The organism is Acidiferrobacter sp., assembly GCF_054609335.1.
In genome coordinates, this window is the sequence record NZ_JBTRWP010000021.1 from 24,783 (window position 1) to 49,051 (window position 24,269).

21 protein-coding genes are annotated in these 24,269 nt (G+C 63.1%); 10 read left to right on the forward strand and 11 right to left on the reverse strand.

The window, feature by feature from the left end:
• Positions 1-67: 67 nt before the first annotated feature.
• From tkt to ACYCTF_RS07380, 4 genes are all read right to left on the reverse strand, one after another.
• A complete protein-coding gene (gene tkt / locus ACYCTF_RS07365; protein WP_461283141.1) occupies positions 68-2,113 on the reverse strand; it encodes a transketolase in 2,046 nt (681 codons plus the stop codon).
• Positions 2,114-2,141: 28 nt separating this feature from the next.
• Positions 2,142-3,065 (reverse strand): phosphoribulokinase, encoded by a 924-nt coding sequence (locus tag ACYCTF_RS07370; protein ID WP_461283142.1) that lies wholly within the window; start codon positions 3,063-3,065, stop codon positions 2,142-2,144.
• 258 nt (positions 3,066-3,323) lie between these two features.
• Entirely contained in the window at positions 3,324-4,142 is an 819-nt protein-coding gene (locus tag ACYCTF_RS07375) for an inositol monophosphatase family protein (RefSeq protein WP_461283143.1), read from the reverse strand.
• A 7-nt stretch (positions 4,143-4,149) separates the two neighbouring features.
• The gene (locus ACYCTF_RS07380) at positions 4,150-4,704 is read right to left on the reverse strand and encodes a thioredoxin family protein (protein WP_461283144.1); all 555 of its coding nucleotides are present in this window, start codon (positions 4,702-4,704) and stop codon (positions 4,150-4,152) included.
• Between the two features lie 113 nt (positions 4,705-4,817).
• Between ACYCTF_RS07380 and ACYCTF_RS07385 the strand changes: the two genes are divergently transcribed.
• Together ACYCTF_RS07385 and ACYCTF_RS07390 are read left to right on the forward strand one after the other, a co-directional pair.
• Positions 4,818-5,615 (forward strand): phosphate/phosphite/phosphonate ABC transporter substrate-binding protein, encoded by a 798-nt coding sequence (locus ACYCTF_RS07385; RefSeq protein WP_461283145.1) that lies wholly within the window; start codon positions 4,818-4,820, stop codon positions 5,613-5,615.
• A gap of 161 nt (positions 5,616-5,776) precedes the next feature.
• On the forward strand, positions 5,777-7,132 hold the full coding sequence (locus ACYCTF_RS07390) for an adenosylmethionine--8-amino-7-oxononanoate transaminase (protein ID WP_461283163.1): 1,356 nt from the start codon (positions 5,777-5,779) through the stop codon (positions 7,130-7,132).
• Here the strand turns inward: ACYCTF_RS07390 and ACYCTF_RS07395 are convergent.
• From ACYCTF_RS07395 to ACYCTF_RS07425, 7 genes are all read right to left on the reverse strand, one after another.
• Entirely contained in the window at positions 7,108-7,569 is a 462-nt protein-coding gene (locus tag ACYCTF_RS07395; protein ID WP_461283146.1) for a chemotaxis protein CheW, read from the reverse strand. The two genes, ACYCTF_RS07390 and ACYCTF_RS07395, sit on opposite strands and share 25 nt — an antisense overlap.
• Entirely contained in the window at positions 7,553-8,008 is a 456-nt protein-coding gene (locus tag ACYCTF_RS07400) for a hypothetical protein (protein WP_461283147.1), read from the reverse strand. The genes ACYCTF_RS07395 and ACYCTF_RS07400 overlap by 17 nt, the downstream gene beginning before the upstream one ends.
• Positions 8,005-13,359 (reverse strand): hybrid sensor histidine kinase/response regulator, encoded by a 5,355-nt coding sequence (locus tag ACYCTF_RS07405; RefSeq protein WP_461283148.1) that lies wholly within the window; start codon positions 13,357-13,359, stop codon positions 8,005-8,007. Before ACYCTF_RS07405 ends, ACYCTF_RS07400 begins: the two co-directional genes overlap by 4 nt.
• A 26-nt stretch (positions 13,360-13,385) precedes the next feature.
• The gene (locus ACYCTF_RS07410; RefSeq protein WP_461283149.1) at positions 13,386-15,518 is read right to left on the reverse strand and encodes a methyl-accepting chemotaxis protein; all 2,133 of its coding nucleotides are present in this window, start codon (positions 15,516-15,518) and stop codon (positions 13,386-13,388) included.
• Positions 15,519-15,572: 54 nt separating this feature from the next.
• A complete protein-coding gene (locus ACYCTF_RS07415; RefSeq protein ID WP_461283150.1) occupies positions 15,573-16,118 on the reverse strand; it encodes a chemotaxis protein CheW in 546 nt (181 codons plus the stop codon).
• The gene (locus ACYCTF_RS07420; protein WP_461283151.1) at positions 16,115-16,477 is read right to left on the reverse strand and encodes a response regulator; all 363 of its coding nucleotides are present in this window, start codon (positions 16,475-16,477) and stop codon (positions 16,115-16,117) included. The genes ACYCTF_RS07415 and ACYCTF_RS07420 overlap by 4 nt, the downstream gene beginning before the upstream one ends.
• 64 nt (positions 16,478-16,541) lie before the next feature.
• The gene (locus ACYCTF_RS07425) at positions 16,542-16,892 is read right to left on the reverse strand and encodes a response regulator (protein ID WP_461283164.1); all 351 of its coding nucleotides are present in this window, start codon (positions 16,890-16,892) and stop codon (positions 16,542-16,544) included.
• A gap of 300 nt (positions 16,893-17,192) precedes the next feature.
• On the opposite strand from ACYCTF_RS07425, the gene gshA reads away from it, so the two are divergent.
• The 8 genes from gshA to ACYCTF_RS07465 all read left to right on the forward strand — a co-directional run.
• A complete protein-coding gene (gshA, locus tag ACYCTF_RS07430; RefSeq protein WP_461283152.1) occupies positions 17,193-18,503 on the forward strand; it encodes a glutamate--cysteine ligase in 1,311 nt (436 codons plus the stop codon).
• Positions 18,500-19,465 (forward strand): glutathione synthase, encoded by a 966-nt coding sequence (gene gshB, locus ACYCTF_RS07435; protein ID WP_461283153.1) that lies wholly within the window; start codon positions 18,500-18,502, stop codon positions 19,463-19,465. The genes gshA and gshB overlap by 4 nt, the downstream gene beginning before the upstream one ends.
• Complete coding sequence (locus tag ACYCTF_RS07440; protein WP_461284759.1) at positions 19,462-20,331, forward strand: energy transducer TonB family protein; 870 nt, start codon at positions 19,462-19,464, stop codon at positions 20,329-20,331. Before gshB ends, ACYCTF_RS07440 begins: the two co-directional genes overlap by 4 nt.
• Before the next feature lie 183 nt (positions 20,332-20,514).
• The gene (locus ACYCTF_RS07445) at positions 20,515-21,078 is read left to right on the forward strand and encodes a YqgE/AlgH family protein (protein ID WP_461283155.1); all 564 of its coding nucleotides are present in this window, start codon (positions 20,515-20,517) and stop codon (positions 21,076-21,078) included.
• Positions 21,075-21,539 (forward strand): Holliday junction resolvase RuvX, encoded by a 465-nt coding sequence (ruvX, locus tag ACYCTF_RS07450; RefSeq protein ID WP_461283156.1) that lies wholly within the window; start codon positions 21,075-21,077, stop codon positions 21,537-21,539. The genes ACYCTF_RS07445 and ruvX overlap by 4 nt, the downstream gene beginning before the upstream one ends.
• Before the next feature lie 26 nt (positions 21,540-21,565).
• Positions 21,566-22,024 carry a bifunctional pyr operon transcriptional regulator/uracil phosphoribosyltransferase PyrR gene (gene pyrR, locus ACYCTF_RS07455; protein WP_461283165.1) on the forward strand — a complete coding sequence of 153 codons (459 nt, stop codon included), beginning with the start codon at positions 21,566-21,568 and terminating at the stop codon, positions 22,022-22,024.
• Positions 22,021-22,992, forward strand: a complete 972-nt coding sequence (locus ACYCTF_RS07460; RefSeq protein ID WP_461283157.1) for an aspartate carbamoyltransferase catalytic subunit — start codon at positions 22,021-22,023, stop codon at positions 22,990-22,992. The genes pyrR and ACYCTF_RS07460 overlap by 4 nt, the downstream gene beginning before the upstream one ends.
• A partial coding sequence (locus ACYCTF_RS07465; RefSeq protein WP_461284760.1) for a dihydroorotase occupies positions 22,989-24,269 on the forward strand: 1,281 nt, incomplete at its 3' end. The genes ACYCTF_RS07460 and ACYCTF_RS07465, both read left to right, overlap by 4 nt.

A 24,269-nucleotide genomic window follows, 5' to 3' on the forward strand; every position in this document is an offset into this window, starting at 1 on the left:
AGAATGAAATTCGAAAAAGGCGCAGGGCGCGCGCGGCATTTAGCCCCGCAGCCCCGCCCTCCTAAAACTATTTCAAAAGCGACAAGACGGTCTCGGTCACGCGGGCCGCTGTAAAGCCGAAATGCTGGAACAAGGCCTCGGCGGGCGCGGACTCCCCGAACCGGTCGATCCCGACCACGGCCCCGTCGAGCCCCACATACTTGCGCCAATAGCTCGTGACGCCAGCCTCGACCGCCACGCGCTTGGCGACGGCCTTGGGCAGGACGGACTCGCGATAGGCCTCGTCCTGGGCATCGAACACCTCGGCGTTCGGCATGGACACGAGGCGCACGCGCCGCCCCTTTTCAGTAAGCGCTTTATAGGCTTCCATGGCGATGCCGACCTCGGAGCCCGTAGCGATGATCAAGGCCTCGGGTGCACCGCCCTGTGCGTCGGCCAATACATAGCCCCCGCGCCGGATCTGCTTCAGAGTCCCCTCGGAGCGCGCCTGGTGTGCCAACTTCTGCCGCGAAAACACGAGGCAGCTTGGGCCATCTGTCCGATACACGGCCTCCTTCCAGGCCACTGCGGATTCGACCGCATCCGACGGGCGCCAGACCGACATATTCGGGATCAGCCGCAAGGTGGCCAGCTGTTCCACCGGCTGATGCGTCGGGCCGTCCTCGCCCAGGCCTACGGAGTCATGGGTGTAGACGAAGATCACCCGTTGCTTCATGAGGGCCGCCATGCGCAAGGCGTTGCGGGCGTACTCGGAGAACATCAGGAAAGTGGCGCCGTAGGGGACGAAGCCCTTATGCAAGGCGATACCGTTCATGATGGCCGACATGCCGAATTCGCGCACGCCGTAATAGATGTAGTTGCCGCCGGGATTCTCCGCCGAGACCCCTCGGCACCCCGACCAAATCGTGAGGTTCGAACCCGCCAGATCAGCGGATCCGCCCATGATCTCGGGCAATTTCGGCCCCAGGGCATTCAATGTGTTCTGCGAGGCATTGCGCGAAGCGATGCTCGCGCCCTTGGCATTGGTCTCGGCTATGAAGGCATCCGCCTGCACAGCAAAGTCCTTGGGCAGTTCGCTCCGCATGCGTCGCGAGAATTCAGCCGCGAGGTCGGGATGCGCCTTGGCGTATTTCTCGAAGCGCTGCTGCCAGTCAGTCTCCGCCTTCGCGCCGCGATCCTTGGCATCCCATCCGCGATAGATGGCTTCAGGAATTTCGAAGGGCCCGTGGGTCCAGCCGAGTCGCTCGCGGGTCGCGGCAACCTCCTTTTCGCCCAAGGCCGCCCCGTGGGACTCTTCCTTGCCCTCCTTGTTCGGCGACCCAAAGCCGATCACGGTCTGGCAGCAGATGAGCGAGGGCTTGTCGGTGACCTTGCGCGCAGCCTCTATCGCCGCCTTTACGGCCGTAGCGTCATGGCCATCGACCCGCGGGATCACGTGCCATCCGTAGGCCTCGAAACGCTTCGGGGTGTCGTCGGTGAACCAGCCGTGGACCTCGCCGTCGATCGAGATCCCGTTGTCATCATAGAATCCGATCAATTTTCCGAGACCGAGGTGCCCCGCAAGCGAGCAGGCCTCGTGGGAGATCCCCTCCATCAAGCAGCCGTCGCCCATGAAAACATAGGTATGGTGGTCGACGATATCATGCCCGGGCTTGTTGAATTGGCCCGCAAGCGCCCGCTCGGCGATTGCCATCCCCACCGCATTGGCGAGGCCCTGGCCGAGGGGCCCCGTTGTGGTCTCGACACCGGGCGTGTATCCATACTCGGGATGCCCCGGGGTCATGGATCCCATCTGGCGGAAGCGCTTCAGCTCATCCATCGGCAGGGCGTAGCCCGTGAGATGCAACAGACTGTAGAGCAACATGGAGCCATGACCGTTCGACAAGACGAAGCGGTCACGATCGGCCCACATCGGATTGGCGGGATTGTGTCTCAGATAATCGTTCCAGAGCACCTCGGCGATATCTGCCATACCCATGGGCGCGCCCGGGTGGCCGGAATTGGCTTTTTGCACGGCATCCATGCTGAGCGCGCGCACGGCATTAGCAAGTTCGCGGCGACGGGGGTCGAACTGACCCTCCGCTCTCGAGCGGCTTTCGGGTTTCACAGACATGATCGATCCTCGAAAAGAACAGTAATCTTTACTGGTAATGGCCAGACGCGGCCTTCAACAGGTGGTAGGCGACCAGCAACTGCGTCAGCGCCAGCGGGTGCGACCGGAGCTTCTCGCCCGTCGTCCCGGTGATATCGCCTATGCCATCGTGCCGGAGGTGGTGGTGTTCGCCCGGAATATGGCGCCACAACAGATCCTCCAGGCATTTAGCCTTCTTGTCCGAAATACTGCCGTCGATCTCGAGCCGGTCGACCGGCAGACCCATATCGCGGTCCAGTTCCATGTGGATGCCGTTGCCGCCCTGCTCCAGGACATCCGACAGATCCGGATGCGGCAAGGTCGGGCGCAAGACCAGAGAGGCGTTCAGGCGGCTACCGGACTCCTCCTTGTCGGTCTCGGGCGGCCAGAAACAGATGACCATGTCCGCCCATTTCCGCTGAGGCCGGATGAAGGCCTCCGAATCCGGCTCACGCAGCTTCATCTCCTTGGCGACAGCCTCGGCCGTGTGTCCCCGCTTTTGCGTGTCGCGTCGCATCTTCCAAAGGAAGCGTAGCTCCTCAGGCGGCGCGAGATAGAGTTTGACATCATACGCGTCTCGCATTGCCTTGGTCGAGAACCCGAGCAAGCCCTCGACAATGATGAAATCCTTGGCCTCGACGTAGGTCGGTGGGTCGAAATCACCCGTGGAGTGGTTATAATGGGGCTTAAGGATCGGCTGGCCATTCTTGAGCAGGTGCAAGTGCTGCTCAATGACGTCCATGTAGTTGCAGTCCGGATGCAGGGCCGTGAGCCCCTTCTCGGCACGCTGTACGCGGTTATACTTATGATAGTCGTCAGTGCAGATGATCGTGCACCTATCCTGCCCGATAACCTTCGCGATGCCGCTCGTAATTGTCGTCTTTCCGGCCGCCGAATCACCGACGATCCCCAACAGGATCGGTCTCTTTTGCATCTTGCTGCTCCTCGATCAGGCTAGACGGCCCAGGCAGATCCTGCCCTACCGTCCGCCCCACCCATGATGAAACATGCCTTTAATCGCGCCCAAACTTTCGGTCTACTGACAAGAAAAATCCCCTTGGCGGTTCAATCTCCCACCAAAGGGACGCAATCTACCGTCACCTGGGTCGGGCGCAACGAACCCAACCGCGGTCAAGAGCCGCGTATTTTCCCTCACCTGCCCCTGTTCGGCAATAGCCGCGCGCAAGCGGCCTCAGGCGTTATGGCTAATCCAGGCCCGCCAAGCCTCATAAAGATCAGCGGACCGCGCCGCCACGGCGGAGGCGGGCTTCAAGTCACCATAAGACAGGCGATCGCCCTCAAGAGTGGTCGCAATGCCGCCCACCTCTCTCAGAATCAGGCTGCCGGCCGCGTAATCCCACAGTTTCTGACCTCCATGCAGATAGAGATGGACGCGCCCGGCTGCCAGCCAGCACCAGTCGAGCGCGCACGATCCGCAGTTGCGCTGCGACCCGTAGGGCGGATCCACGCCGAGGCGTCCCGCGAGCCGGGGCTTTAATCGCTTGAAATCCACGAACGCCAGGCAGCGGCGCAGGGCGGGGGGGCGTCCGGGCTCGGGCAGGCGCTGTGCATTCAGCCAAGCGCCCTGGCCGCGCAGCGCCTTGAAGCACTCCGCGCGTACCGGATCATAGACCAGACCGAGGACCGCCTCACCCTCTTGCAAGAGGGCCAGGGACACGGCGAAAAAAGGCAGCCCATTGACGAAATTGGTGGTCCCATCGAGCGGATCGAGACACCAGACACCATGCGGGGACTGAAGTGCGGCGTACTGCTCGGCTTCCGACATCTCCTCGCCGACCATGCCGAAATTGGGCCAACGTATCCGGAGTTCCTCCGTAAGCCACGCCTGGACTGCGGTATCGGCTGCGGTCACAAGACTCCCGTCTTCCTTGAGCCGCGACCCGCTCGCGCCGAAGCGCGGCATGATCTCACGATGGGCGACGGTCCGAACGAGACCTTCCAGGACCTCGAGTCCGGCATAGCTGCAAGGATCGAGGCCCTGATCGCCCATCAAACGGTCATGCCTCCTTCCATTTGATCGAGCAGCCGATACTTGGAATCTGGTCGTGCGGGCCTACACCGGTACGCGCCACTTGGACCATAGCTTCGAACAGATCACGCCTGGCGTCCGGCGCAGGCTCCTTGCGGCTCGCATCAAGGCGGCCGCGATACTGAAGGGTCAGGTCGGCCCCATAGCCGAAGAAATCGGGCGTGCATACGGCCCCGAAACGACGTGCAACCTCCTGCGTCTCGTCGTACAGGTACGGAAACGGGAAACGATATTCCTGCGCAATGCGCTGCATATGGGCGAACGAATCTTCCGGATAGTCCTTGGGGTCGTTGGACATAATGGCGCAGCTGCCGATCCCCTCGGCGCGCAGGGCCACCACATCGCGGATGAGGCGGTCGCGGATGGCCTTCACGTAGGGGCAATGATTACAGATGAACATGACAAGCAGGCCACGCTCGCCGCGCACATCGGCCAGCGTGAGGACCCGGCCGTCGGTGGCGGGAAGCGCAAAATCGGGGGCGGGCCGCCCGAAATCGCAAACCGGAGTTTCTGTGCTGACCATACCGCCTCATGTATCTGGCACGCCGTGGGGTCTGCATTATGGCACACCTTGATCGAGCCCTGTCTATACTTGGGGCGAGACATAAGTCGCAGGGCGCAAGCTTGGGGGTGTGTATGGTGAGGCAAACACGCACTGCGCTGCAATCAGCGCTATGGGCATTGTCCCTGGTCTCAAGCCTCCACGCGGCCCAACTTTCGCTGTCCATACAGCCCGTCTTGGGACAGCGGGCAACGCATAAGGCCTTCGCGCCGCTCGCACGCTACCTGGGACAGCTGCTTGGCGATCCATGCCACATCATCACGAGCCCCAACTTCATCGTCTACTGGCAGAACATGGGTCGGCAGCCGGGCCCCACCTTCGTGCTGGACGCTGCGCACTTCACCGACTACCGGCTGCAGCATTTAGGCTACCACCTGCTCGTCAAGGAGCCGGGAACCGTCTCTTATTCCCTGGTGGTGCGTGGCTCGGAGATGGTGCTTGGACCCTCCGCGCTCGTAGGCCTGCCCGTGGCCTCGCTCGGCATACCGAGCATGGGTGCGGCACTCTTGAATCGTATGTTTCCGCACCCTACCCGGCGCCCCATCGTCGTAGGCGCGCGCGATGCCGCGGCCGAATTTCGCCTGCTGGCCACGCACAAAGTCGATGCCGCCATGATTCCGACCCCACTGGTCGCCCAAGCCATGGCGCAAGGAGCCGATGTCTCGGTGGTCGTCACGACGCCCCCCATCCCCAACGTGGCCCTGTCCGTGGGCCCCGGCTGGTCGGCAGCCCAGCGTGCGCAGATGAGGCGGGCACTCGTCAACGCCCCCGCATCGCTTTTCAAGGCCATCGGCCTGCAGCGCTTCGTGGTAGCGACGCCTGCCGAATACCGCGGCCAAGATCATGTCCTGAAGAGCTATTGGGGATACTGAAGGGCGACCGACCCCCACCGACGCAAGGTGTGGTTTGGTGCCAAGCGGCGCCCACGCTATGATGAAAGACCGCAACCCGACATACCCCCGCGGGGGGCAGCAAAGGAACGGGGCCCCAGCCGGTGCCCCGCTTGCGCATTCACATCGGACCGATTGCCACTATGCCCAATAGCCCCTTAGTCGAGCGTGACCTCAAAGTCCTTTGGCACCCGTGCACGCAGATGCACGACCACCCGGCTCTCCCCTTAATTCCCATCCGCCGCGCCCATGGCGTGTGGCTCGAGGACTTCGAGGGGCGACGCTATCTGGACGCGATCAGCTCCTGGTGGGTGAACCTCTTCGGTCATGCGCATCCGGCCATCAACGAGGCCATCCGGCGACAACTGAGTGAACTTGAGCATGTCCTGCTCGCGGGCTTCACGCATGAGCCCGCCATAACGCTCTCCGAAAAGCTGATCGCACTCGCGCCCCCGGGCCTTAGCCGATGCTTCTTTGGGGACAACGGTTCGTCGGCCGTCGAGATCGCCCTCAAGATGAGTCTCCATTACTGGCGCAACATAGGACAAGCACAGCGGACCGAGTTCGTGACTGTCGCGCACTCCTACCATGGAGAAACGGTCGGCGCGCTGTCGGTGAGCGACGTTGGGCTTTACAAAGCGCCCTACGAGCCGCTGCTCTTCAAGACCTATGTCGCTCCATCGCCCGACTGCCGACAAAACGAGGCCGGCATGGACTGCGCCCGGCAGGCCGAGCGCGCCCTGGCGGGCATGAAAGAGATCCTGGTGCGACACAACCAGACCCTATGCGCCGTGATCGTGGAACCCCTTGTGCAATGCGCGGGCGGGATGCGCATGCACGACCCTGCGTATATCAAGGGTCTGCGGGCGCTGTGCGACGAGTTCGGCGTACACCTCATAGCCGACGAGATCGCAGTCGGCTTCGGGCGCACGGGGACATTGTTCGCCTGCGAACAGGCGGGCATCCGCCCGGATTTTCTCTTGCTGGGGAAGGGGCTCACGGGGGGCTACTTACCCCTTTCGGTGTGCCTCACGACGGATACGGTCTACGAGGCATTTTTTGCCGACTACAGCACGGGCAAGGCCTTCTTGCATTCGCACAGTTATACGGGTAACGCCTTGGCGTGCGCGGCCGCCCTCGCCACGCTCGAGATCTTTGCGCAAGGCGACTGGATTGCCTCGAACCGAGTGCTGGCCACCATCATGGGGGAGGCCCTGGGCGCCTTACGCGACCACCCGCACGTCGCCTCGATCCGCCAGACCGGCATGATTGCCGCTTTGGACCTCGTCGCTGACAAAACGACCGGCCAAGCCTATCCCGCGAGCGAACGCCGGGGACTTGCCGTTTATCGCTATGGCTTGGATCACGAGGCCCTCTTGCGACCCCTCGGCGACACCCTCTACCTCATGCCGCCCTATGTGATCCAGGAAGACGAGATCCGCAAGATCGTGGCGGTATTGATTGCAGCGATAGATCACGCCACGGCGGTGGCGTCGTAAAAGAGCTCTTTCAGACTCACGATATCCGGTATGCCGGCGCGCTTTCCGTCGATGTCGAGCGACACCGCAAGATAGGGATGCACCGCGTCATCGTCGGTCAGTAGAACCGCCGGGGACTCGATCGTCCGCGATTGCGGCTCGGCGTTCGTGAGGACCGCAAAGAACTCGGTCGGCAAACGGCCCGGCAAGGGATAGAACACCACAGCACGCGATTTAGGCTCCACGGTCGCAGGCGGTCCCCAGAAGCGTCCCAGGTCACAGAGCGCAAGTGGCCGTGAGCGCCATATCATGGCCCCGAGGACCCACGGCGGACTCAAAGGCACCGGCGTCAGCGCATCGACGACCGCGATCTCGGCCACGAGCGCGCTCGGAACCAAGAGATAGCGATCCGAGACCGGCAATAACAAGGCGTGAATACGATCATTCGCCAAGGCCATTATCACCTCCTAACGAGCGCAGATAGGCGGCGAGGCCCTCGGGTGCCATGACCAGAATGGGCGCGCGCCCGCCCACGGCCGCCGCCGGGAACAGGTGCCGCCCGGGCACGGGCGCGGGTCCGAGAGGCGTAAAAGGCTCGATACGCAGGCTGCCGACCGGCATGAGTTTGAGTTCGTCAACCAAGAGCCCGACCGGCTGAGAGGCCCCGAAGCTCATGAACACGGCCCGCGTCCAAGGACTCTCTGAAAGCGGCGACCAATCCGGGTCCAGGGCATAGGCGAGCCACGACTCTCCTTGCACCGTGCGCAAGGCGGCGGCCCGAGCCCTGCGCTCAAGCTGCATATTCTCGCGCGGCTCGACCGAAATATCCGAGCTATTGGGCATAAGGAAGGTCTGTCCGGCGAAGCGTAGCTCCAGATAGTGTCGTGAATCCGTCATACGTGGCCTCGCCGCAATAAGACCTCGATCTCCTTACGCAAATCTTCCTCTTGGTACGGCTTCCCGAGATAGACATCGACCCCGAGCGACATGGCCCGATCGCGATGCTTATGGCCCGACCGCGACGTGATCATGATGATGGGGATGTGACGGAGTCGCACGTCCTCGCGTATGCGCGCGGTGAGCTCGTAACCGTCCATGCGCGGCATCTCGATATCGACGAGCATCACGTCCGGAACCCGCTCACGAAGTTGCTCCAGGGCTTCCACCCCGTCTTTGGCGGTGGCCGCATCGAATCCTTGTTTTTGCAGGAAGCGGCTCGTCACCTTGCGCACGGTCAAGGAATCGTCGACCACCAGCACATAAGGCCGCGCCGCCACGGGCACGTCCACCGGGGCGTGCGCGACACGCAAGCCCTCGTCCTCGCTCCACAACGCCGGGATGTCGAGGATGAGCAGGACGCGCCCATCGCCTAGGATCGTGGCCCCGAAGAGCCCCCGTATCTCGGTCAATTGGGGTCCTAGAGACTTGACCACCACCTCGCGGGTACCCGAGAGGGTGTCAACGGCGACCGCCACCTCGCGGGCGTCCAAGCGCACGAGCAGAACCGGGAGCTTGCGCGGCAAGGCGACCCCGCGGGGGACACCGAGACGCGCGCCGAGGTCCATGAACGGATAGTCCTTCCCACCATAACGCAGAGTTGGGCGGCTGGCCCGCAAGGCCTCCGCCACCGCCCCGGCCGGCGCCTCGACGATATTGACGATGGCGGCGAGCGGGACCGCGAACACCTGGTCACCGCACCCGACCACGAGCGCCTGCGCAATCGACAAGGTGAGCGGTAGTCGGATCACGAAAGATGTACCGTGCCCGACACGCGTATCGACGCTGATGGAGCCGCCCAGCTTCTTCACCTCGCTGTGCACGACATCCATACCCACGCCGCGACCCGACAGGTGCGTTATCTTCGTGGCGGTCGAGAAACCTGGGAGCAGAATGAACTGCATAACCTGCTCGTCGCTCACGAGCGCTGCGGTCGGAACGAGCTTGCGCTCTATGGCCTTGGCGCGTATGCGATCAATGTTGAGCCCCGCGCCGTCATCCGACACACGGATTACGATCTCGCCGCTTTCCTGTGTTGCCTGGATGGTGATGGTACCGACCGCACGCTTCCCTGACTGTCCCCGCTCGACGACCGGCTCGATGCCGTGATCTATGGCGTTGCGGATCATGTGCTCGAAGGGACCGACCATCCTCTCCAGCAGATGGCGATCGAGTTCAACGTCGGTGCCGCTTAGCACGAGCTCGACGCGCTTGTTCAGTTCGCGCGACGTCTGCCGGACGATCTGGCGCAACCTGTGGGCCTGCGTCGCGAAGCTCACCATGCGCGTACGCATGAGTCCTTCCTGGAGCTCCGTGTTGACGCGCGCCTGTTGTTGAAGTACGGCCTCTGCCTGACTTGCCACCCCGTCAAGGGTGCCGTGAAGCGTGATCAAATCGTGCAGGTTTTCGGTGAGGCCACGGGACAGCTGTTGCAGCCTCGAGAAGCGGTCGAACTCCAAGGGATCGAAGTCCTGAGCCACATTGCCCTCGTCGATCTGCGCGCGTGACACGATCTGCGATTCGGCCTGGATCTCGAGCTCGCGAACCTGCTCCCGGAAACGCTTCACGTTTCCGTTTAGCTCCGCCAGATGATCCTTAAGGCTGAAGACCTGCTGCTCCATACGCGAGCGCGCGATACTGACCTCGCCTGCATACGCCACCAGCCGATCCAGAAGCGCGGTCCGCACCCGCACCTGGCTTGCGGTCTCAGTCTTGAATAGGTCCTCAGCCGGATCATTGGCCGGTGGCGAATCGGTGGTCGCCGCAGTGGGTGCGAAGACCGGTGCCGGTGTCGCTTCGGGGACCCACTCCTGCGCCGATTCGGCCGGCTCTGACGCTACCGGCTTCCCCTGGAGTTGCGCGAGCAAGGTCCGTTCACGCGACCCATCCAAAGTGCTGCGACCGGAAATGAATGCCTTGTAGAGCTCTCCCAAATGCTCAGCCGCGGAATCCAAAAGCGCGAACAAAGCCTCGTCGCGCGGATAGCTGCCCTCCTCCACGCGTCGCAAGAGATCTTCGGTAGCGTGCGCGAGATCGCCCATGCGCAACGCCCCGCACATCCGCGCGCCCCCCTTCAGGGTATGCAAGACCCGCTTTAGAGAGTCGAGCTGGTCGGATCTTTCGCGATGAACGCGCCATTGAGCAAGCGCCGCCTCGAAACCATCCAAGAGGTCGCGCGCCTCGTCACGGAATATGTCGCGCAGCTCTGGATCGATCGCCTCATCGGCGGGGGCACCGACATCCTCCCGGACGGGTGCCGAGACGACCGTCTCCTCGCGCACATCCGATATCGAGCCCATGACATCGGGGGCCGGCGCCCAGGCCTCCGGCGGGCTCGCGGGCTCACCCGCTTCCGTCGGGGCCTCACGGGGCCCTTCGGCCAAGGCCAGATTCTTTTGCCACCAAGTGAGCCCTGGAGCGGGCATGTCCTCGCGGGCGCGCACAGCTAGGTAGGCGCTGAGTTCCACAAAGGGCGCCGCCGGGTCTGTTCCGCTATCGAGCGCCGCCAGCAGGCCCTCGGTCGCGGTGGCAAGACCGGTCAGTAAATCCACGCCCTCAGCCCCCAGGGGCTTTTGCTCAATTTCGCGTGCCTGCAAGTAATGTTCGACGCCAGCGCAGGATTCGGCCATGGCCACGAGCGCCACCGAACGGGCGCTCCCCTGCATGGTATGGGCGGCGCGCAGCAGATGCGCCGACACCGCGCGATCGAGCCCTTCCGATATGGCGGCGCGCAGAACACGCAGATGGTCACGCGTCTCTGCGGCAAAGATATCGCGTAGCAGCGGGTCCGCCAGCACCAGGGGGATGCCGTCCGAGTGGCCCGTGGCCGCCTCGGAGGACAGCGCTTGCGGTTCGGACGCAACGTCTTCCGGGATGGGAGCCGCGTCCTCGGGAATGGATACGGCCTCAAACGTTTCCTGCGGGAAGCGGGCTGCGCCTTCCGGAAAGAGATTCGCATCTCCGGGAAGGGTTACAGCCTCAAGCGACTCCTGGCTCCCTTGGTCCTCGAACGCCGGGATGGGTACCAGACCCTCGGGCAAAACGGGCTCAGCATCCATCGCGGGCGCCTGCGCCTCGAACGGCCGGGGTTCACGGCCCGCGACCAAGGCCTGAAGCGCCTCGCGGATCGTGGCCATTTCCGGGAGCCTATGACCTTGCTCGACGGCCTGAACCCAATCACGCACCGCTTCATAGGCCCGCACGATCCAGGCCAACACCTGCGCATCGGAGACACGATCGCGCGCACGAATTTTATTCAGCAGGCTCTCGGCGTCATAGGAAAGCTCGGCGATCTCACCGGCCTCCACCATGCGCCCACTGCCTTTCAGAGTATGGAAGGCACGCCGCGCCACGCCCACGGCGCTCTCATTGGATAGATCGGCCCCCCAAACCGGCAGCGATTCCTCGAGCTGCGCCACGGCCTGATGCGCATCCTCCAGGAAAACCGGGAGGATCTCCGGGTCGATAGCAAGATCGGCGACTGACAAGGACGGCCCCGCCACCGCGTGCGCGGGCGCGCCTTCCACGCGCCCTTCCCGTGCCGCTACACGGCCGCCCAAGGCGCCGTCCAGGGGCCGCGCGAGATCAGCAAGCTCGATGGGACGCAGGGGACGTCCGCGCTCCAGTCCATTGACGTGGGCCTCGAGGCCCGCAACCCCCGCCGCCACCGCCTCGGCCACCGCGCCTTCCGGGGAAATCCCGCCTTGCGCAAGTTGACTCAAAACGCCGTGGAGACTGCGAGCCAGTCCGGCGGCCGCCTCCTCCTCTAGAACGCGGAAAGCTGCCTCGACCTGAGCGGCAAGGCTTGGGATGCCAGCCAACCCATCGCGATCACGTGGGGAGGCCACGAAGGCCAAAAAGGCCTCTTCAATACGCGCGAGGTTGGCGCGTATCTCGCCTGCAACCGCGCCGACCAACTGGCGCCGATCCTGCGCTGAGAGCGGCGCCTCGGAGACCTCCATGCCACTCGTATCCGGCACCGAGGCGAGATTCGCAAGCACGCGGCACTGCTCGTCCACCCCTAGACGCCAACCAGAGGACCCGTAAGGAATTTCGCGGGCCGCCCCTTCGATCTGTAGGAGCCCCTGGGCCAAGGCCATGGCAACCGCGCCCGATTTCTGGAGAGATCCAGCGGCAAGTGCGCGGCAGGCCTCAGCGATCGCCAAGGCCAGCTGACCCAAAGGAACGACCTCCAGGGTCGTAAAGGTCTTGGCCATCTTATCGAGCAGCCGCACAAGTTCATCGTTGGCGGAGGTCCCGTCTTCCTGCGGATCGAAACAGCGCGACAGCAACGACTGCGCCTGCGCAATCTCCTGACTCAAAGCGCTCGCGATCGACCGCAAAGCGGCGATTGACGCTTCACGCGGCCCCTCCTCGGACGGCGCCTCGAGTTCAAAGGCGGCCCGTACGGCACTGACTGTGCCGTCTTCCGAATGGGCATCCCGCAAGACGAAGAGCATGTCCCGCGTAAGCCGCTCACAGGCGCCGCGAATGCCGCCCTTATCTTGTCCATCGGCGAAGCGCTTTAGAAGTTGATCAAGGCGCGAGATGAGCTTTTTGTCATCAGTACGGGGAGCGGCTTGCTCGAGAAGGAAACGGAGAAAGGCCTCCGCCACCCACAGACATTGAGCAATCGGCGCAAACGCCACCCGTGGACGCCAAAGACCCAGGAGATCCGGCATCGAGGGCCCACTCACATCGCGGCTCACGCCCTTCAACCATTTCAGCAAGGCTGCCTGGAAGATGGGGCGCTGCTGGCGAAAAGCCTCCACGAAGCCTTTGTCGTCACCGGCGAGCGCGCCGGGTGGACGCGCCGATAGATCCACATGGAAAAAGGCTTGCGGCGGCAGCGCCTGCGCACCGCGACTCTCCCGCAACTCGTTTGCAAGCTCAAGCAGGCTCAAGCCGTCTCCTAGACCTCGGGTCTGGACACGATCGAGAATGTCGGGGAGCAACAACAAGGTCCGGGCCAGGGGTTCGAGTACCTGCTCGCGGGGCGCCTCGGTTGTCTCGAGCAAGGCCTGGACTGCGGCCTCCGCCTCAGCTACGAGATCCGCCAGCGCATCGACCTCGACCATCTTCAGGGTCCCACTCACCTGATGCAGATAGGTCGCGCAGAGCCGCAGCTTCGTCTCGTCGCCCTGGTGCTCGATGAAGGCCTCAAGGGCAAGCCGCGCCTGCTTCAAGGTCTCATCGATCTCGTCTTTTACCCACCCCAGCGTCCCAAGGTCTACAGTGCTTTCGGTGACCATCTTACCCCCGGCCGGCACGCCGACCCTTAGGCCGGCAGCTTGAAGCCGGCAACCGACGCCTGCAGTTCGCCCACGAGGTCGGACAACTTGGCGATGGATTCGGCGGTTTGCTGCGTGCCCGCGGACGTCGTCGCCGTTGCCTCCTGAATTTCCGTCATGCTGGTCGACACCGTGGTCGCCGCCTGGGATTGCGTGTGTGCGTCCTTGGCAATGCGCACGATAAGTGACGATAGTTGCTCTGAAACGGACTCGATCTGGCCTAGGGCCTGGCCCGCGGCATCGGCGAGGCGCGTTCCCTCGACCACGCCATTGGTCGCCTTCTCCATCGAACTCACGGCCTCGTTGGTATCAGCCTGAATGGTCTTCACGAGATCCGCGATCTGCTTGGTGGCGCCACCGGACCGTTCCGCAAGTCGTTGCACTTCGTCCGCAACCACCGCAAAACCGCGGCCGGCGTCACCCGCCATAGCGGCCTGAATAGCCGCGTTCAAAGACAAGATATTGGTCTGCTCGGCGATGTCATTGATGAGCTCCACGATCTCACCGATCTGCTGCGAGCTTTCACCGAGACGCTTGATGCGCTTGGCGGTTTCCTGTATCTGCTCGCGCATCTCGTCCATACCCTTGATCGTGTTCTGCACGGCCTCCGCGCCGCGCTTGGCCGTGAGCACTGAGCCTTGCGCCACCTCCACCGACTTCCCGGCGCTCTGCGACATCTCGTCCATCGATTTCGCCATGGTCCGTATGCGTTCGGTCGTCGCAAGAATCTGCGCGGCCTGGCGCGTGGCGGCCTCGTTCAGTTCCGCGGCGGTGCGGCGGCTTCGATTCGAGGCGCTTGCCACTTCCTGCGCCGTCGTGTTGATTCGATACACGACGTTGCGCATCTCCTTGACGGCATAGTTGATCGAGTCCGCGATCGCGCCTGTGATCTGCTCTGTAACCTGCGGCTGAATGGTCAGATCGCCATCCGCGAGGTCACCCATCTCGTCTAGCAACTTCAAGATGGCGTCTTGCGTCTCGCGGTTCTGATTCGCGCTTTGCCGCGCACGGACGCGCTCGTCGCCGACCAGCTTACGGCCAAGCAAGAGCAGGAACACGAGGGACAGCCCCGCCAAGCCGTAACCCACGAACTTTTCAAATCGACGCTGATGCGAGAGGGCCACGTAGCCCTTCACGAGCGCACGGCTTTGCGAGAGCAGCTTGTTACTCCTATGGAAGATCACGGCGCCCGACCGCTGGGCTACGAACAGCGGAGCGGCGTTGGCCAGGATGCCCTGGACGCTCTGATCCATGGCCGTGAACGTCTGCGCGGCGCGGGTGAACTTGGAGCGCACCGATGCCGGGAGCTGCGGCCCGAGCTGTGTCTCAGTCTCCTTGAAGAGTTTGGTATCCTCGCCGAACTCAGCGGCCGCGACCGCCGCGGAGCTGCCGCCCTGAGCGAACAAGTTCACCTCCATTGGGATACGCTGGCTCAGCATGCCTTGGCGGGCCCCAAGATAGATGAGCTGGGGCGACATGTGGGCGCGTATGCCCCGGGTCACGATCTCATCCCATAAGGCGAGCAACATGGGCGCGGTCTGATTCACGGTTGCCACATAGTCGTGCATCATGAGCGCAGGCTCTTCCTGCTTCACGATCTCATCGACGTGATGGCGCACACCCACCCAGGTGGTGTCGAGGGCCAAAAGCGCCGACCGTACCGCCGCCGGGCTTGCCGGTATGCCTTGAGCCTGGTTGCCATTCTTCAGGGTATCGATGATGCGCTGGTAATCGACGCGCGAACGCTTTAAGTCGCTAAACGCGCTCTCCTCGCCGAGGGTCGCCGCCGCCGCGTCCTTCGCGATCCGCTGCGACAGCATAAGCAACTGGTCCGACTGCTCGATGTACTTGGCGTCGCGATTGGCTTGCTGCGCCTCCGAACCAAATAGGAAGGCCACCCCGACCAGCGAAATCACCATGAGGAAAAGCAGGACCGAGACGCCCGTTATGCCGCGCCCGGATCGCCCCTCCTTCTTGCCTCGTTCAGCCTGGGCACGCTTTTTCTTGGATGTCGGCTGCATGTCGACAAACTGCTCGCCCTGCGCGCCGCCCAACGATGCCAATTCTTCGGTCGGCTGATCCAAAACGACCCCCTTCTTTTTGGATAGTCTCGCCACCATATTCAGTATTCCTCGTAGTTGTTCTTGCGCGTTCAACGACTTCCCGTGCCGTTGTCAGGCCGCCACATGCTTGAAAGTCAGGCTTTCCGTCAGCGAACGCAGATCAAAGACGCCCCACAACGTCTCGTCCTGAACATATGCGGTCTGCACATGCATAAGGACCGCGTTGTCGAGCCCCGCGATGTCGCGCCGATCCCGCTCGGCATCGAAATGCTTCAAACCCAAAACCTCGTTTACCACCAGCGCCGTACTGAAATCCCCAACATGCATGACGAGCAGGCGTGCCTTGTCGTCCACGGGGACGGGTGCTTTCCCGAAGTACTCAGCAAGATCGATGATGGTAAGCAGGGAGCCACGCACATTGGCGACACCCTTCACCCATCGTTTCGTGCCCGGAACCCGCGTTACCTCGGGCCGGACCAAGACCTCGGCTATTTGGTCGAGAGACACAAGAAGCGATAACCCTGCCAAACGAAACCCAAGCCCGCTCCATAAGGGGGTCGCCTCCGCCTGTTCCGGCAAGCCGGGGGCGCAAGCGCGCGCCTCAGCCTGCATCTTGACGAGCAGGGCAAAGGCGCTGTCTTGGGCGCGATCGCTCACAGCGCCCTGATCTTGTCGAGCAGAACGCTTTCCACCACGGGCTTCACGATGTAATCCTTAGCCCCTTGGCGCAATCCCCAGGCCTTGTCGGTTTCCTGACCCTTGGTCGTGCAGATAATGATCGGGATGCCGGCCGTAGCCGGGCTCTTCGATATGGTCCGCGTGGCCTCGAAACCGCTCATTCCGGGCATCACGACATCCATGAGGATCAAGTCCGGACGCATGGTCTTCAGCTTCTCCAGGCTTTCCTCGCCACTTCTGGCCGTGGTAATCGTGAAGCCGTTGCGACCCAGCATCTCCTGCAGGAGATGAAGTTCGGTTGGCGAATCGTCGACCACCAAGATACTCTTAATCGCCATTATTGCGTCTCTCCTCTCTAATCAAAAACTGAAAAACCCGCAGTATCTTGCGACAGCACCCCGATTAATGCACATATCGGGCAATGACCTCTACCAGCTCTTCCTGCGTAAAGGGCTTGTTGACGTGCTCCTCGGATCCTGCGATGCGTCCCCGGGCCTTGTCGAAAAGGCCATCCTTGCTGGATAGCATGATAACCGGTATGTTCTTGAAGTCCTTATTATTTTTTATCAAGAGGCAGGTCTGATACCCGTCCAGCCTAGGCATCATGATGTCCACGAAGATGATGTCTGGCCGGCGGTCAGTGATGACCGACATCGCCTCGAAACCATCGCCCGCCGTGTAGACGTCGTAGCCCGCCTTCTTCAAAAGGGCCTCCGCCGTACGCCGTATCGTATTGCTGTCGTCGATTACCATAACCTTGATACTCACGGGATTCCTCGCCGCTATGTCGAAGGCGGCCTCTTCGAGCCGCTCCTGCGCTTCTTTGTGCACCCTACTGATTTACTAGCATACGCCATAGACAAAATCCATTTAGCGCGCACATAAAAAATTCTAGGCCTTTAGCGCGCGGATCGCCAACCCGGCCGCCAAGGGGTCGCGATATCGGGAACAACCGGTGCGCAAGCAAACTCAGCCGGACCCCCCGCGCCGCCTTTCCTTTGGTCTGCTCATGATGTCACTATTCGCCTTCTCTTGATCACACGAGGTTCGCTCATGGACTTTGGGCCCGCCCACCAAGCCGTCCCCCACCTCACGACCGCACTGACCGGCCCGCTCTTGGCACTCGAGGAGCGGTTTCTGGAGCGCGAAACGCGGATCGAGCAGTGGTTCCACGAGAGATGGCTCGACGCCCCCACGCCCTTCTATGCCTCAGTGGACTTGCGCAACGCGGGATTCAAACTGGCCCCCGTAGACACCAATCTGTTCCCAGCCGGCTTCAACAATCTGAATCCCGCCTTTCACCCCCTCTGCGTCCAAGCCTTGCAGGCGGCGGTCGAGCGCCTCTGCCCCAAGGCCGCCCGTATCCTGCTTGTGCCCGAAAACCACACCCGCAACACATTCTACTGGGAAAACATTGGCGCGCTCGTCCTGCTCCTCGAGCGCGCCGGTTACCACGTCCGAATCGGGTCCTTGCTCTCCGACGGGGAGACGCCCCCGTCGATGACCTTGGCTAACGGACGCGTACTCCCCGTGGCCCCCATCATTCGCGACGGAGATCGCGTTGCCGTGGCAGGCTTCAATCCTTGCCTCGTGCTTTTGAACAACGACCTGTCCGCGGGACCGCCTGAGATCCTGCAAGGGCTCGCACAACCCGTCATGCCCCCACTCTCCCTCGGCTGGTGGAATCGCCTCAAATCGGACCACTTCACCCAATATCAGCGACTGGCAGTCGAATTCGGCGCAGTCAACGACATAGACCCCTGGCTCATCGACCCGGTCTTCCGCCGCTGCGGCCGCATCGACTTCCAGAAGCGCGAGGGCGAGGATTGCCTGGCCCAAAACGTGGATGAGGTCTTGGGGCTAGTCCGCGAAAAATACCGAGAGTACGGCATCACTCAGGAGCCCTTCGTGATCGTCAAGGCCGATGCCGGCACCTACGGCATGGGGATCATGACCGTACGCCACGCCGACGAGGTGCGCCAGTTAAACCGCAAGCAACGCAATAAAATGTCGGTGATCAAGGAAGGCCAGACGGTCCGGGAGGTCATGGTTCAGGAGGGCGTCTACACCTTCGAGACACTAGGACCCCAACAGGCGGTGGCGGAGCCAGTCGTTTACATGGTGGACCGGTTCGTGGTGGGCGGCTTTTACCGCGTGCATAGCACGCGCGGCATAGACGAGAACCTGAACGCGCCCGGCATGCACTTCCAGTCGCTCGCCTTCGCCGACAGCTGCTCGAACCCGGACGATACGCAGGCCCCCGACGCGGGACCCAACCGCTTTTACGCCTATGGCGTCATAGCGCGCCTCGCGCTGCTCGCCGCCGCCCGCGAACTCCAAGGCACGGCGGGAGACAAGGCATGACGCGCAGCTTAGCCGTGATCATGGATCCGGTCGACCATATCAAGGCCTACAAAGACACGACCGTAGGTCTTCTGCGCGAAGCCGGGCGACGCGGTTATCGAATAGACTACCTCGAGGCGCGCGATCTCGAGTTGCGCGGCGACCGTCTGATGGCGCAGGCACGCAGCATGGTGGTGCGTGAAACCGATGAGGATTGGTGCGAATTGGGTGCGCCGCACGAGCTTGGGCTCTTGGACGTCGATATCATATTGATGCGCAAGGACCCGCCTTTCAACATGGATTACATCTACGCCACCTACCTCCTCGAGCACGCCCAACGGGCCGGAGTACTCGTGGTCAACGACCCGGCAAGTATCAGAGACGCGAACGAAAAACTCTTCGCAACCTGGTTTTCTGACTGCATGCCGCCTACGCTCGTCACAAGCCGCAAAGGCGCTTTGCGCGCCTTCCTGGAAGAGCATGGCGATATCATCGTGAAGCCCTTGGACGGCATGGGGGGCAGCTCGGTCTTCCGCGTCGCCCAAGGCGATCCAAATATGAACGTAATCTTCGAGACCATGACCGACAATGAAGGGCGCTACACCATGGCGCAGCGCTACCTGCCGGCGATCGCCCAAGGCGACAAGCGCATCCTCATGATCGATGGCGAGCCCGTGCCGTTTGCCCTGGCGCGCGTACCGGCGCCGGGCGAGACACGAGGCAACCTCGCCGCCGGAGGGACGGGCGTTGGACAGGCGCTCAGCACCTCGGACCGGCGCATCTGCGACCGCGTAGGCCCGGTATTACAAAAGCTGGGGCTCGTGTTCGTGGGGCTCGATGTCATCGGCGAATCGCTGACCGAAATCAACGTCACGAGCCCGACCGGCCTGCGCGAACTCGATCGCATCTTTCATCTGAACATCGCCGGCGACCTTTTTGACGCACTGGAACGCAAACTGGTCGCGGGTGTCCGCCCTGCATGACGGCGGTCCGCCTCAAAGCCGCCGATCGTCTGGGGATCGCGCTCTTCCTGGCGGGGCTTTTACATCTCGTGCTTATCCTGGGCCTGCGCTTCAATGTCCCGCACGGAGCGCCCGGTCGCGTCCTCGATGTGACGCTCGTCCAGAGCGCGAGCCATGCAAAGCCCCGCCATGCGCGCCGGCTTGCCCAGGTCAACGTCCGGGGCGGGGGCGGGATCCACAAGAAACATGCCGCTCATACACCCTTTGTCGCGACACCCAGAAACGGCGGTACACCTCGACCGACGCCCCAAAGGCGCGCGCGGGAATCCACTGTTGATCACCTGCGACTTTTGCGCACGCGGCGCGGTCCGCTCAGACTCACATTCGCGAAGCCCGCGTGGCAGTTGCATGCGGCGATCGCCGAAGAACTCGGTATCGCCAAACAACTGGCCGGCGAAGAGGCACGCCTGAAGGCCGAAATTCGTCGGGACTCGCGCGCCGGACGCGTCGTGGGCGCCGGCCGTGGCGGGATCACGGCGCGGCGTTTCGCCTATGCGAGCTACATAGCACGCTGGGTCCGCCGCATGGAACATATCGGGAGCCTGCAGTATCGTCACCTGTTCGGGGCGCGCGGCCTCACAGGATCGCTCGTGCTGGAAGTCGAAATCCAGAGAAACGGCGACTTGAGGAGCGTGAAGATCATACGTCCATCACCCTATCCAGCGCTTGATCACGCCGCGCTTTCCATGGTGCGCAAAGCCGCCCCGTTCGCGCCCCTTCCGGCCGTGCGGGGATCCAAGCTCGCAGTCTTGCCCATTATCGAGACATGGCGTTTCCGAGGTGGGCATATGATCGAGGGATCGCCCGCGACCACTGCGGCCCCCTGACCTTCACTTCCCTTGAAACACCCGCGGGCATGCCGGATACTAGATGCGTCTCACACACTGCGGTTCGGTGCAGGAATATCGACGAGCAGGGCGGCTTGGAACCCCTTCCGCCCGGCGATGCGACGCTCCCGGGGCCTCGGCCTTGGGCGGGCTCGCCCACCCACCACTTCGTTGCGAGGGCCTATGAATACGACCATACCGCTCGCCAATCAATTCCTGATCGCCATGCCGGGCCTTGGCGATCCGAACTTCTTCCGCACGGTGACCTTGGTCTGCGAACACAGCGCCGAGGGGGCCATGGGCATTATCATCAACCGGCCGGTCGACCTCACGCTCGGCGACGTATTCCGGCAGCTCGACATCGAGAGCCCCGAGGGACTGACAACGGGCCGGGTCGTCTATCTGGGCGGCCCCATACAAAACAATCGCGGCTTCGTGCTCCACGAACCGCTCGGGGCCTTTGAGTCGACCCTGGCCGTAAGCGAGACGCTCGGCGTATCGACCTCGCGCGATATTCTCACCGCCATTGCCCACGACAGCGGACCTGAGCATTTCCTGCTCGCGCTCGGTTACGCGGGCTGGGGCCCCGGGCAACTCGAAAAGGAGATGGCCGATAACGCCTGGCTCAGTGTCCCGGCGAGTTCCGAGATCCTCTTCAATACGCCCGTGGAGGCGCGCTGGTCGGCAGCCGCCCATCTGCTCGGCGTCGACATGGCCCAACTGTGCGGGGACGCGGGCCACGCGTGAGCGCGCAGACCTTCCTGGGATTCGACTTCGGCACAAAAAGCATAGGGGTCGCCGTCGGCCGCCTTCCGACCGGGCGCGCGGAGGGGGCCGGGTGCGTCGCGGGCCTGAAGAGCGGGCCCGATTGGGACGCCATCGCGCGCCTCATACAGCTCTGGCAACCCGAGGGCTTGGTCGTGGGCTTACCGCGCAACATGGACGGCACCGACAACCCCATGACAGCCTTGAGCCTGCGCTTTGGGCGACGTTTGGACGGCCGCTATCATCTGCCGGTATACTGGGTCGATGAACGGCTGACCACAGTCGCGGTGCGCGAGCACGTCAAGGAGACGGGCGCGCGCAAGACCCGGCGCAAGGCCATGCTCGACACGCTGGCCGCCGTCACCATACTACAGGCGTTCTTTGATGAGCCGCGATTCAGGGCGCGCTCACATGAACTGGACAAAGGAATGGGGCATCCGTGATCGACGTGGAAGGAGCGCTTGCACGCATGGCCGATGGCGCTCAGGCCTTCATGGAGCGCCATCCGGTCCTGATCGGAATCCATACGGGCGGTGTATGGGTCGCTGAACGCCTCCATGAGCGACTCGGACTCGAAGAGCCGCTCGGAACGCTCGACATCTCCTTTTATCGGGATGACTTCAGCCAAATCGGCATACACCCGCAGGTCAAGACATCGCATCTCCCGATCGCCCTTGATGGCCGCCACATCATTCTCGTGGACGATGTCCTGCATACGGGACGCACGATACGAGCGGCGCTGAACGAGATCTTTGATTTCGCACGCCCGGCATCGATCGCGCTTGCGGTACTCATCGTACGGGATGGCCGCGAACTGCCCGTGCAACCCGATATTGTCGGGGCCGCAGTCGCGCTCAAACCACGGCAGCACATTAAGCTGACCGGCCCCAACCCCCTCGGCATCAAAATACTGGAGAAGACCGAGTGACTCCCGCGCGAACCGGCAATGGCCACAGGCTCAGGCACTTCCTCACGACCGAGGACCTGAGCGCCCAGGCGATGACCGAGATCCTGGATACGGCCGAATCGTTCATAAGCGTAGGTGAGCGCGAGATCAAGAAAGTACCGCTCTTGCGCGGCAAAACGATCGTCAATCTGTTCTTCGAGTCGAGCACGCGCACCCGCACGACCTTCGAGATCGCCGGCAAGCGCCTGTCGGCCGACATAATCAACATCAACACGAGCGTGTCGGCAACCCAGAAGGGCGAAAGCCTGCTCGATACGGTCCGCAACCTCGAAGCCATGCACACCGACCTTTTTGTGATCCGCCATCCGGTCAGCGGGGCGGCGGACCTCGTCGCCCGATCTGTGCCCAACCACGTGCATGTCGTCAACGCAGGCGATGGGCGCCACGCACACCCCACCCAGGGCCTGCTCGACATGTTCACGATCCGCCGCTACAAAGGGGATTTCCGGCGCCTTACAGTGGCGATCGTAGGCGACGTGCTGCACTCACGCGTCGCCCGCTCACAAATACATGCCCTCACGGCCTTGGGCGCAAAGGAGGTGCGGGTGGTTGCTCCCCGGTCGCTGCTGCCGGCCGCGGTGGAAAGCCTGGGCGTCACAGCCTACACGGACATCGCCCGAGGACTTAAAGACGCAGACGTCATCATCACGCTGCGGCTCCAGTTCGAGCGCATGGGCGGGGCACTCATCCCAAGCGCGCGTGAATACTTCGACTTGTACGGGCTCACGCGCGAGCGCCTGGAGCTTGCCGACCCGGGCGCCATCGTGATGCACCCCGGGCCCATGAATCGCGGGCTTGAGATCGCGTCGGAGGTGGCCGACGGTCCACAGTCGGTCATCCTCCCACAAGTCACAAACGGCATCGCGGTGCGCATGGCCATACTCGCGCGCCTGGCCGGCGCCTCCGCCGGGGAGGGCAAAACACCGTGAACATAGCCATCATTGGCGGACGGGTGATCGATCCCGCGCAAGACTTGGACGCGGTGTGTTCGCTGTTCGTACGCGACGGAGTCATCGTGGGCGTCGGCGAGACGCCCTCCGGCTTCGAGGCGGATCGCACGCTAGAGGCCCATGGGCTTGTCGTCTGCCCGGGGCTCATCGACCTGCGCGCGCGGGTGCGCGAGCCGGGACTCGAGCACAAAGGCACGATCGAGAGCGAGACGCGCGCGGCGCTCGCCGGTGGCATCACGCGCCTATGCTGTCCGCCGGACACGGATCCGGTCGTCGATACCCCCGCCACCGCCCAATGGCTGATCGCCCGGGCCCGGCAATGCGGGGGTGCAGAGATCCTGCCGATCGGCGCCCTCACCCGCGGCTTGAGCGGGACCCATCTCGCCGACATGCACGCCCTTTCCCGGGCCGGCTGCGTGGGAGTCGGTAATGCCGCGCTGCCCATAAAAGATACCGCGGTCCTGCGCCACGCCTTGGAGTATGCCTCGGGACTCGGGCTGCTCATCTTTCTGACACCCGAGGATCCCTGGCTTGCCGGGATGGGCGTCGTACACGAGGGACGCATCTCGACCCGTCTGGGACTTGCCGGCATACCGGAAAGCGCCGAAACCATTGAGATCTCGCGCACCCTCATGCTGATCGAAGAGATCGGGGCGCGTGCGCATTTTTGCGGGATATCGACGGCGCGCGGTGTGGCGCTCATCGCCGAAGCCAAGCGGCGGGGTCTTGCCGTAAGCGCTGACACGGCCATCCACCAGCTGTACTTCACGGAAGACGACGTCGGCATCTTCGACACCAATTATCGCCTGCGACCGCCGGTGCGCACGACCGCCGACCGCGACGCCCTGCGTGACGCCGTGGCCCGGGGCGTGATCGATGCGCTCTGCTCCGACCACCTCCCGCACGAGGAAGACGCCAAGGAGCGGCCCTTCAGCGACGCGGAGCCCGGCATCGCCGGACTCGAAACGCTCCTGCCCCTGACCTTGCGTCTGGCAGAACTGAAAGTCCTCACCCTCAAAAACGCCTTGGCCGCGGTCACCGTCCGTCCGGCAACACTCCTGGGCCTCGCGGCCGGCACGCTTGCGATCGGGCGACCTGCCGACATCTGCCTCTACGATCCAGAAGCCGAATGGACGCCGACGGCAAACTCGGTCCGGACCCGTGGCCGTAACAGCCCCTTCTACGGGACCTTGATGCGTGGACAGGTCGTGATCACGATCCAGGGCGGCCGCATCGCCTACGAGCGGCCCGATCCC

Bases quoted from the DNA above. Each gene is read 5' to 3' on its own strand.
- tkt (WP_461283141.1), bottom strand. From the start codon at position 2,113: ATGTCTGTGAAACCCGAAAGCCGCTCGAGAGCGGAGGGTCAGTTCGAC.
- ACYCTF_RS07370 (WP_461283142.1), bottom strand. From the start codon at position 3,065: ATGCAAAAGAGACCGATCCTGTTGGGGATCGTCGGTGATTCGGCGGCC.
- ACYCTF_RS07375 (WP_461283143.1), bottom strand. From the start codon at position 4,142: ATGGGCGATCAGGGCCTCGATCCTTGCAGCTATGCCGGACTCGAGGTC.
- ACYCTF_RS07380 (WP_461283144.1), bottom strand. From the start codon at position 4,704: ATGGTCAGCACAGAAACTCCGGTTTGCGATTTCGGGCGGCCCGCCCCC.
- ACYCTF_RS07385 (WP_461283145.1), top strand. From the start codon at position 4,818: ATGGTGAGGCAAACACGCACTGCGCTGCAATCAGCGCTATGGGCATTG.
- ACYCTF_RS07390 (WP_461283163.1), top strand. From the start codon at position 5,777: ATGCCCAATAGCCCCTTAGTCGAGCGTGACCTCAAAGTCCTTTGGCAC.
- ACYCTF_RS07395 (WP_461283146.1), bottom strand. From the start codon at position 7,569: ATGGCCTTGGCGAATGATCGTATTCACGCCTTGTTATTGCCGGTCTCG.
- ACYCTF_RS07400 (WP_461283147.1), bottom strand. From the start codon at position 8,008: ATGACGGATTCACGACACTATCTGGAGCTACGCTTCGCCGGACAGACC.
- ACYCTF_RS07405 (WP_461283148.1), bottom strand. From the start codon at position 13,359: ATGGTCACCGAAAGCACTGTAGACCTTGGGACGCTGGGGTGGGTAAAA.
- ACYCTF_RS07410 (WP_461283149.1), bottom strand. From the start codon at position 15,518: ATGGTGGCGAGACTATCCAAAAAGAAGGGGGTCGTTTTGGATCAGCCG.
- ACYCTF_RS07420 (WP_461283151.1), bottom strand. From the start codon at position 16,477: ATGGCGATTAAGAGTATCTTGGTGGTCGACGATTCGCCAACCGAACTT.
- ACYCTF_RS07425 (WP_461283164.1), bottom strand. From the start codon at position 16,892: ATGGTAATCGACGACAGCAATACGATACGGCGTACGGCGGAGGCCCTT.
- gshA (WP_461283152.1), top strand. From the start codon at position 17,193: ATGGACTTTGGGCCCGCCCACCAAGCCGTCCCCCACCTCACGACCGCA.
- gshB (WP_461283153.1), top strand. From the start codon at position 18,500: ATGACGCGCAGCTTAGCCGTGATCATGGATCCGGTCGACCATATCAAG.
- ACYCTF_RS07440 (WP_461284759.1), top strand. From the start codon at position 19,462: ATGACGGCGGTCCGCCTCAAAGCCGCCGATCGTCTGGGGATCGCGCTC.
- ACYCTF_RS07445 (WP_461283155.1), top strand. From the start codon at position 20,515: ATGAATACGACCATACCGCTCGCCAATCAATTCCTGATCGCCATGCCG.
- pyrR (WP_461283165.1), top strand. From the start codon at position 21,566: ATGGCCGATGGCGCTCAGGCCTTCATGGAGCGCCATCCGGTCCTGATC.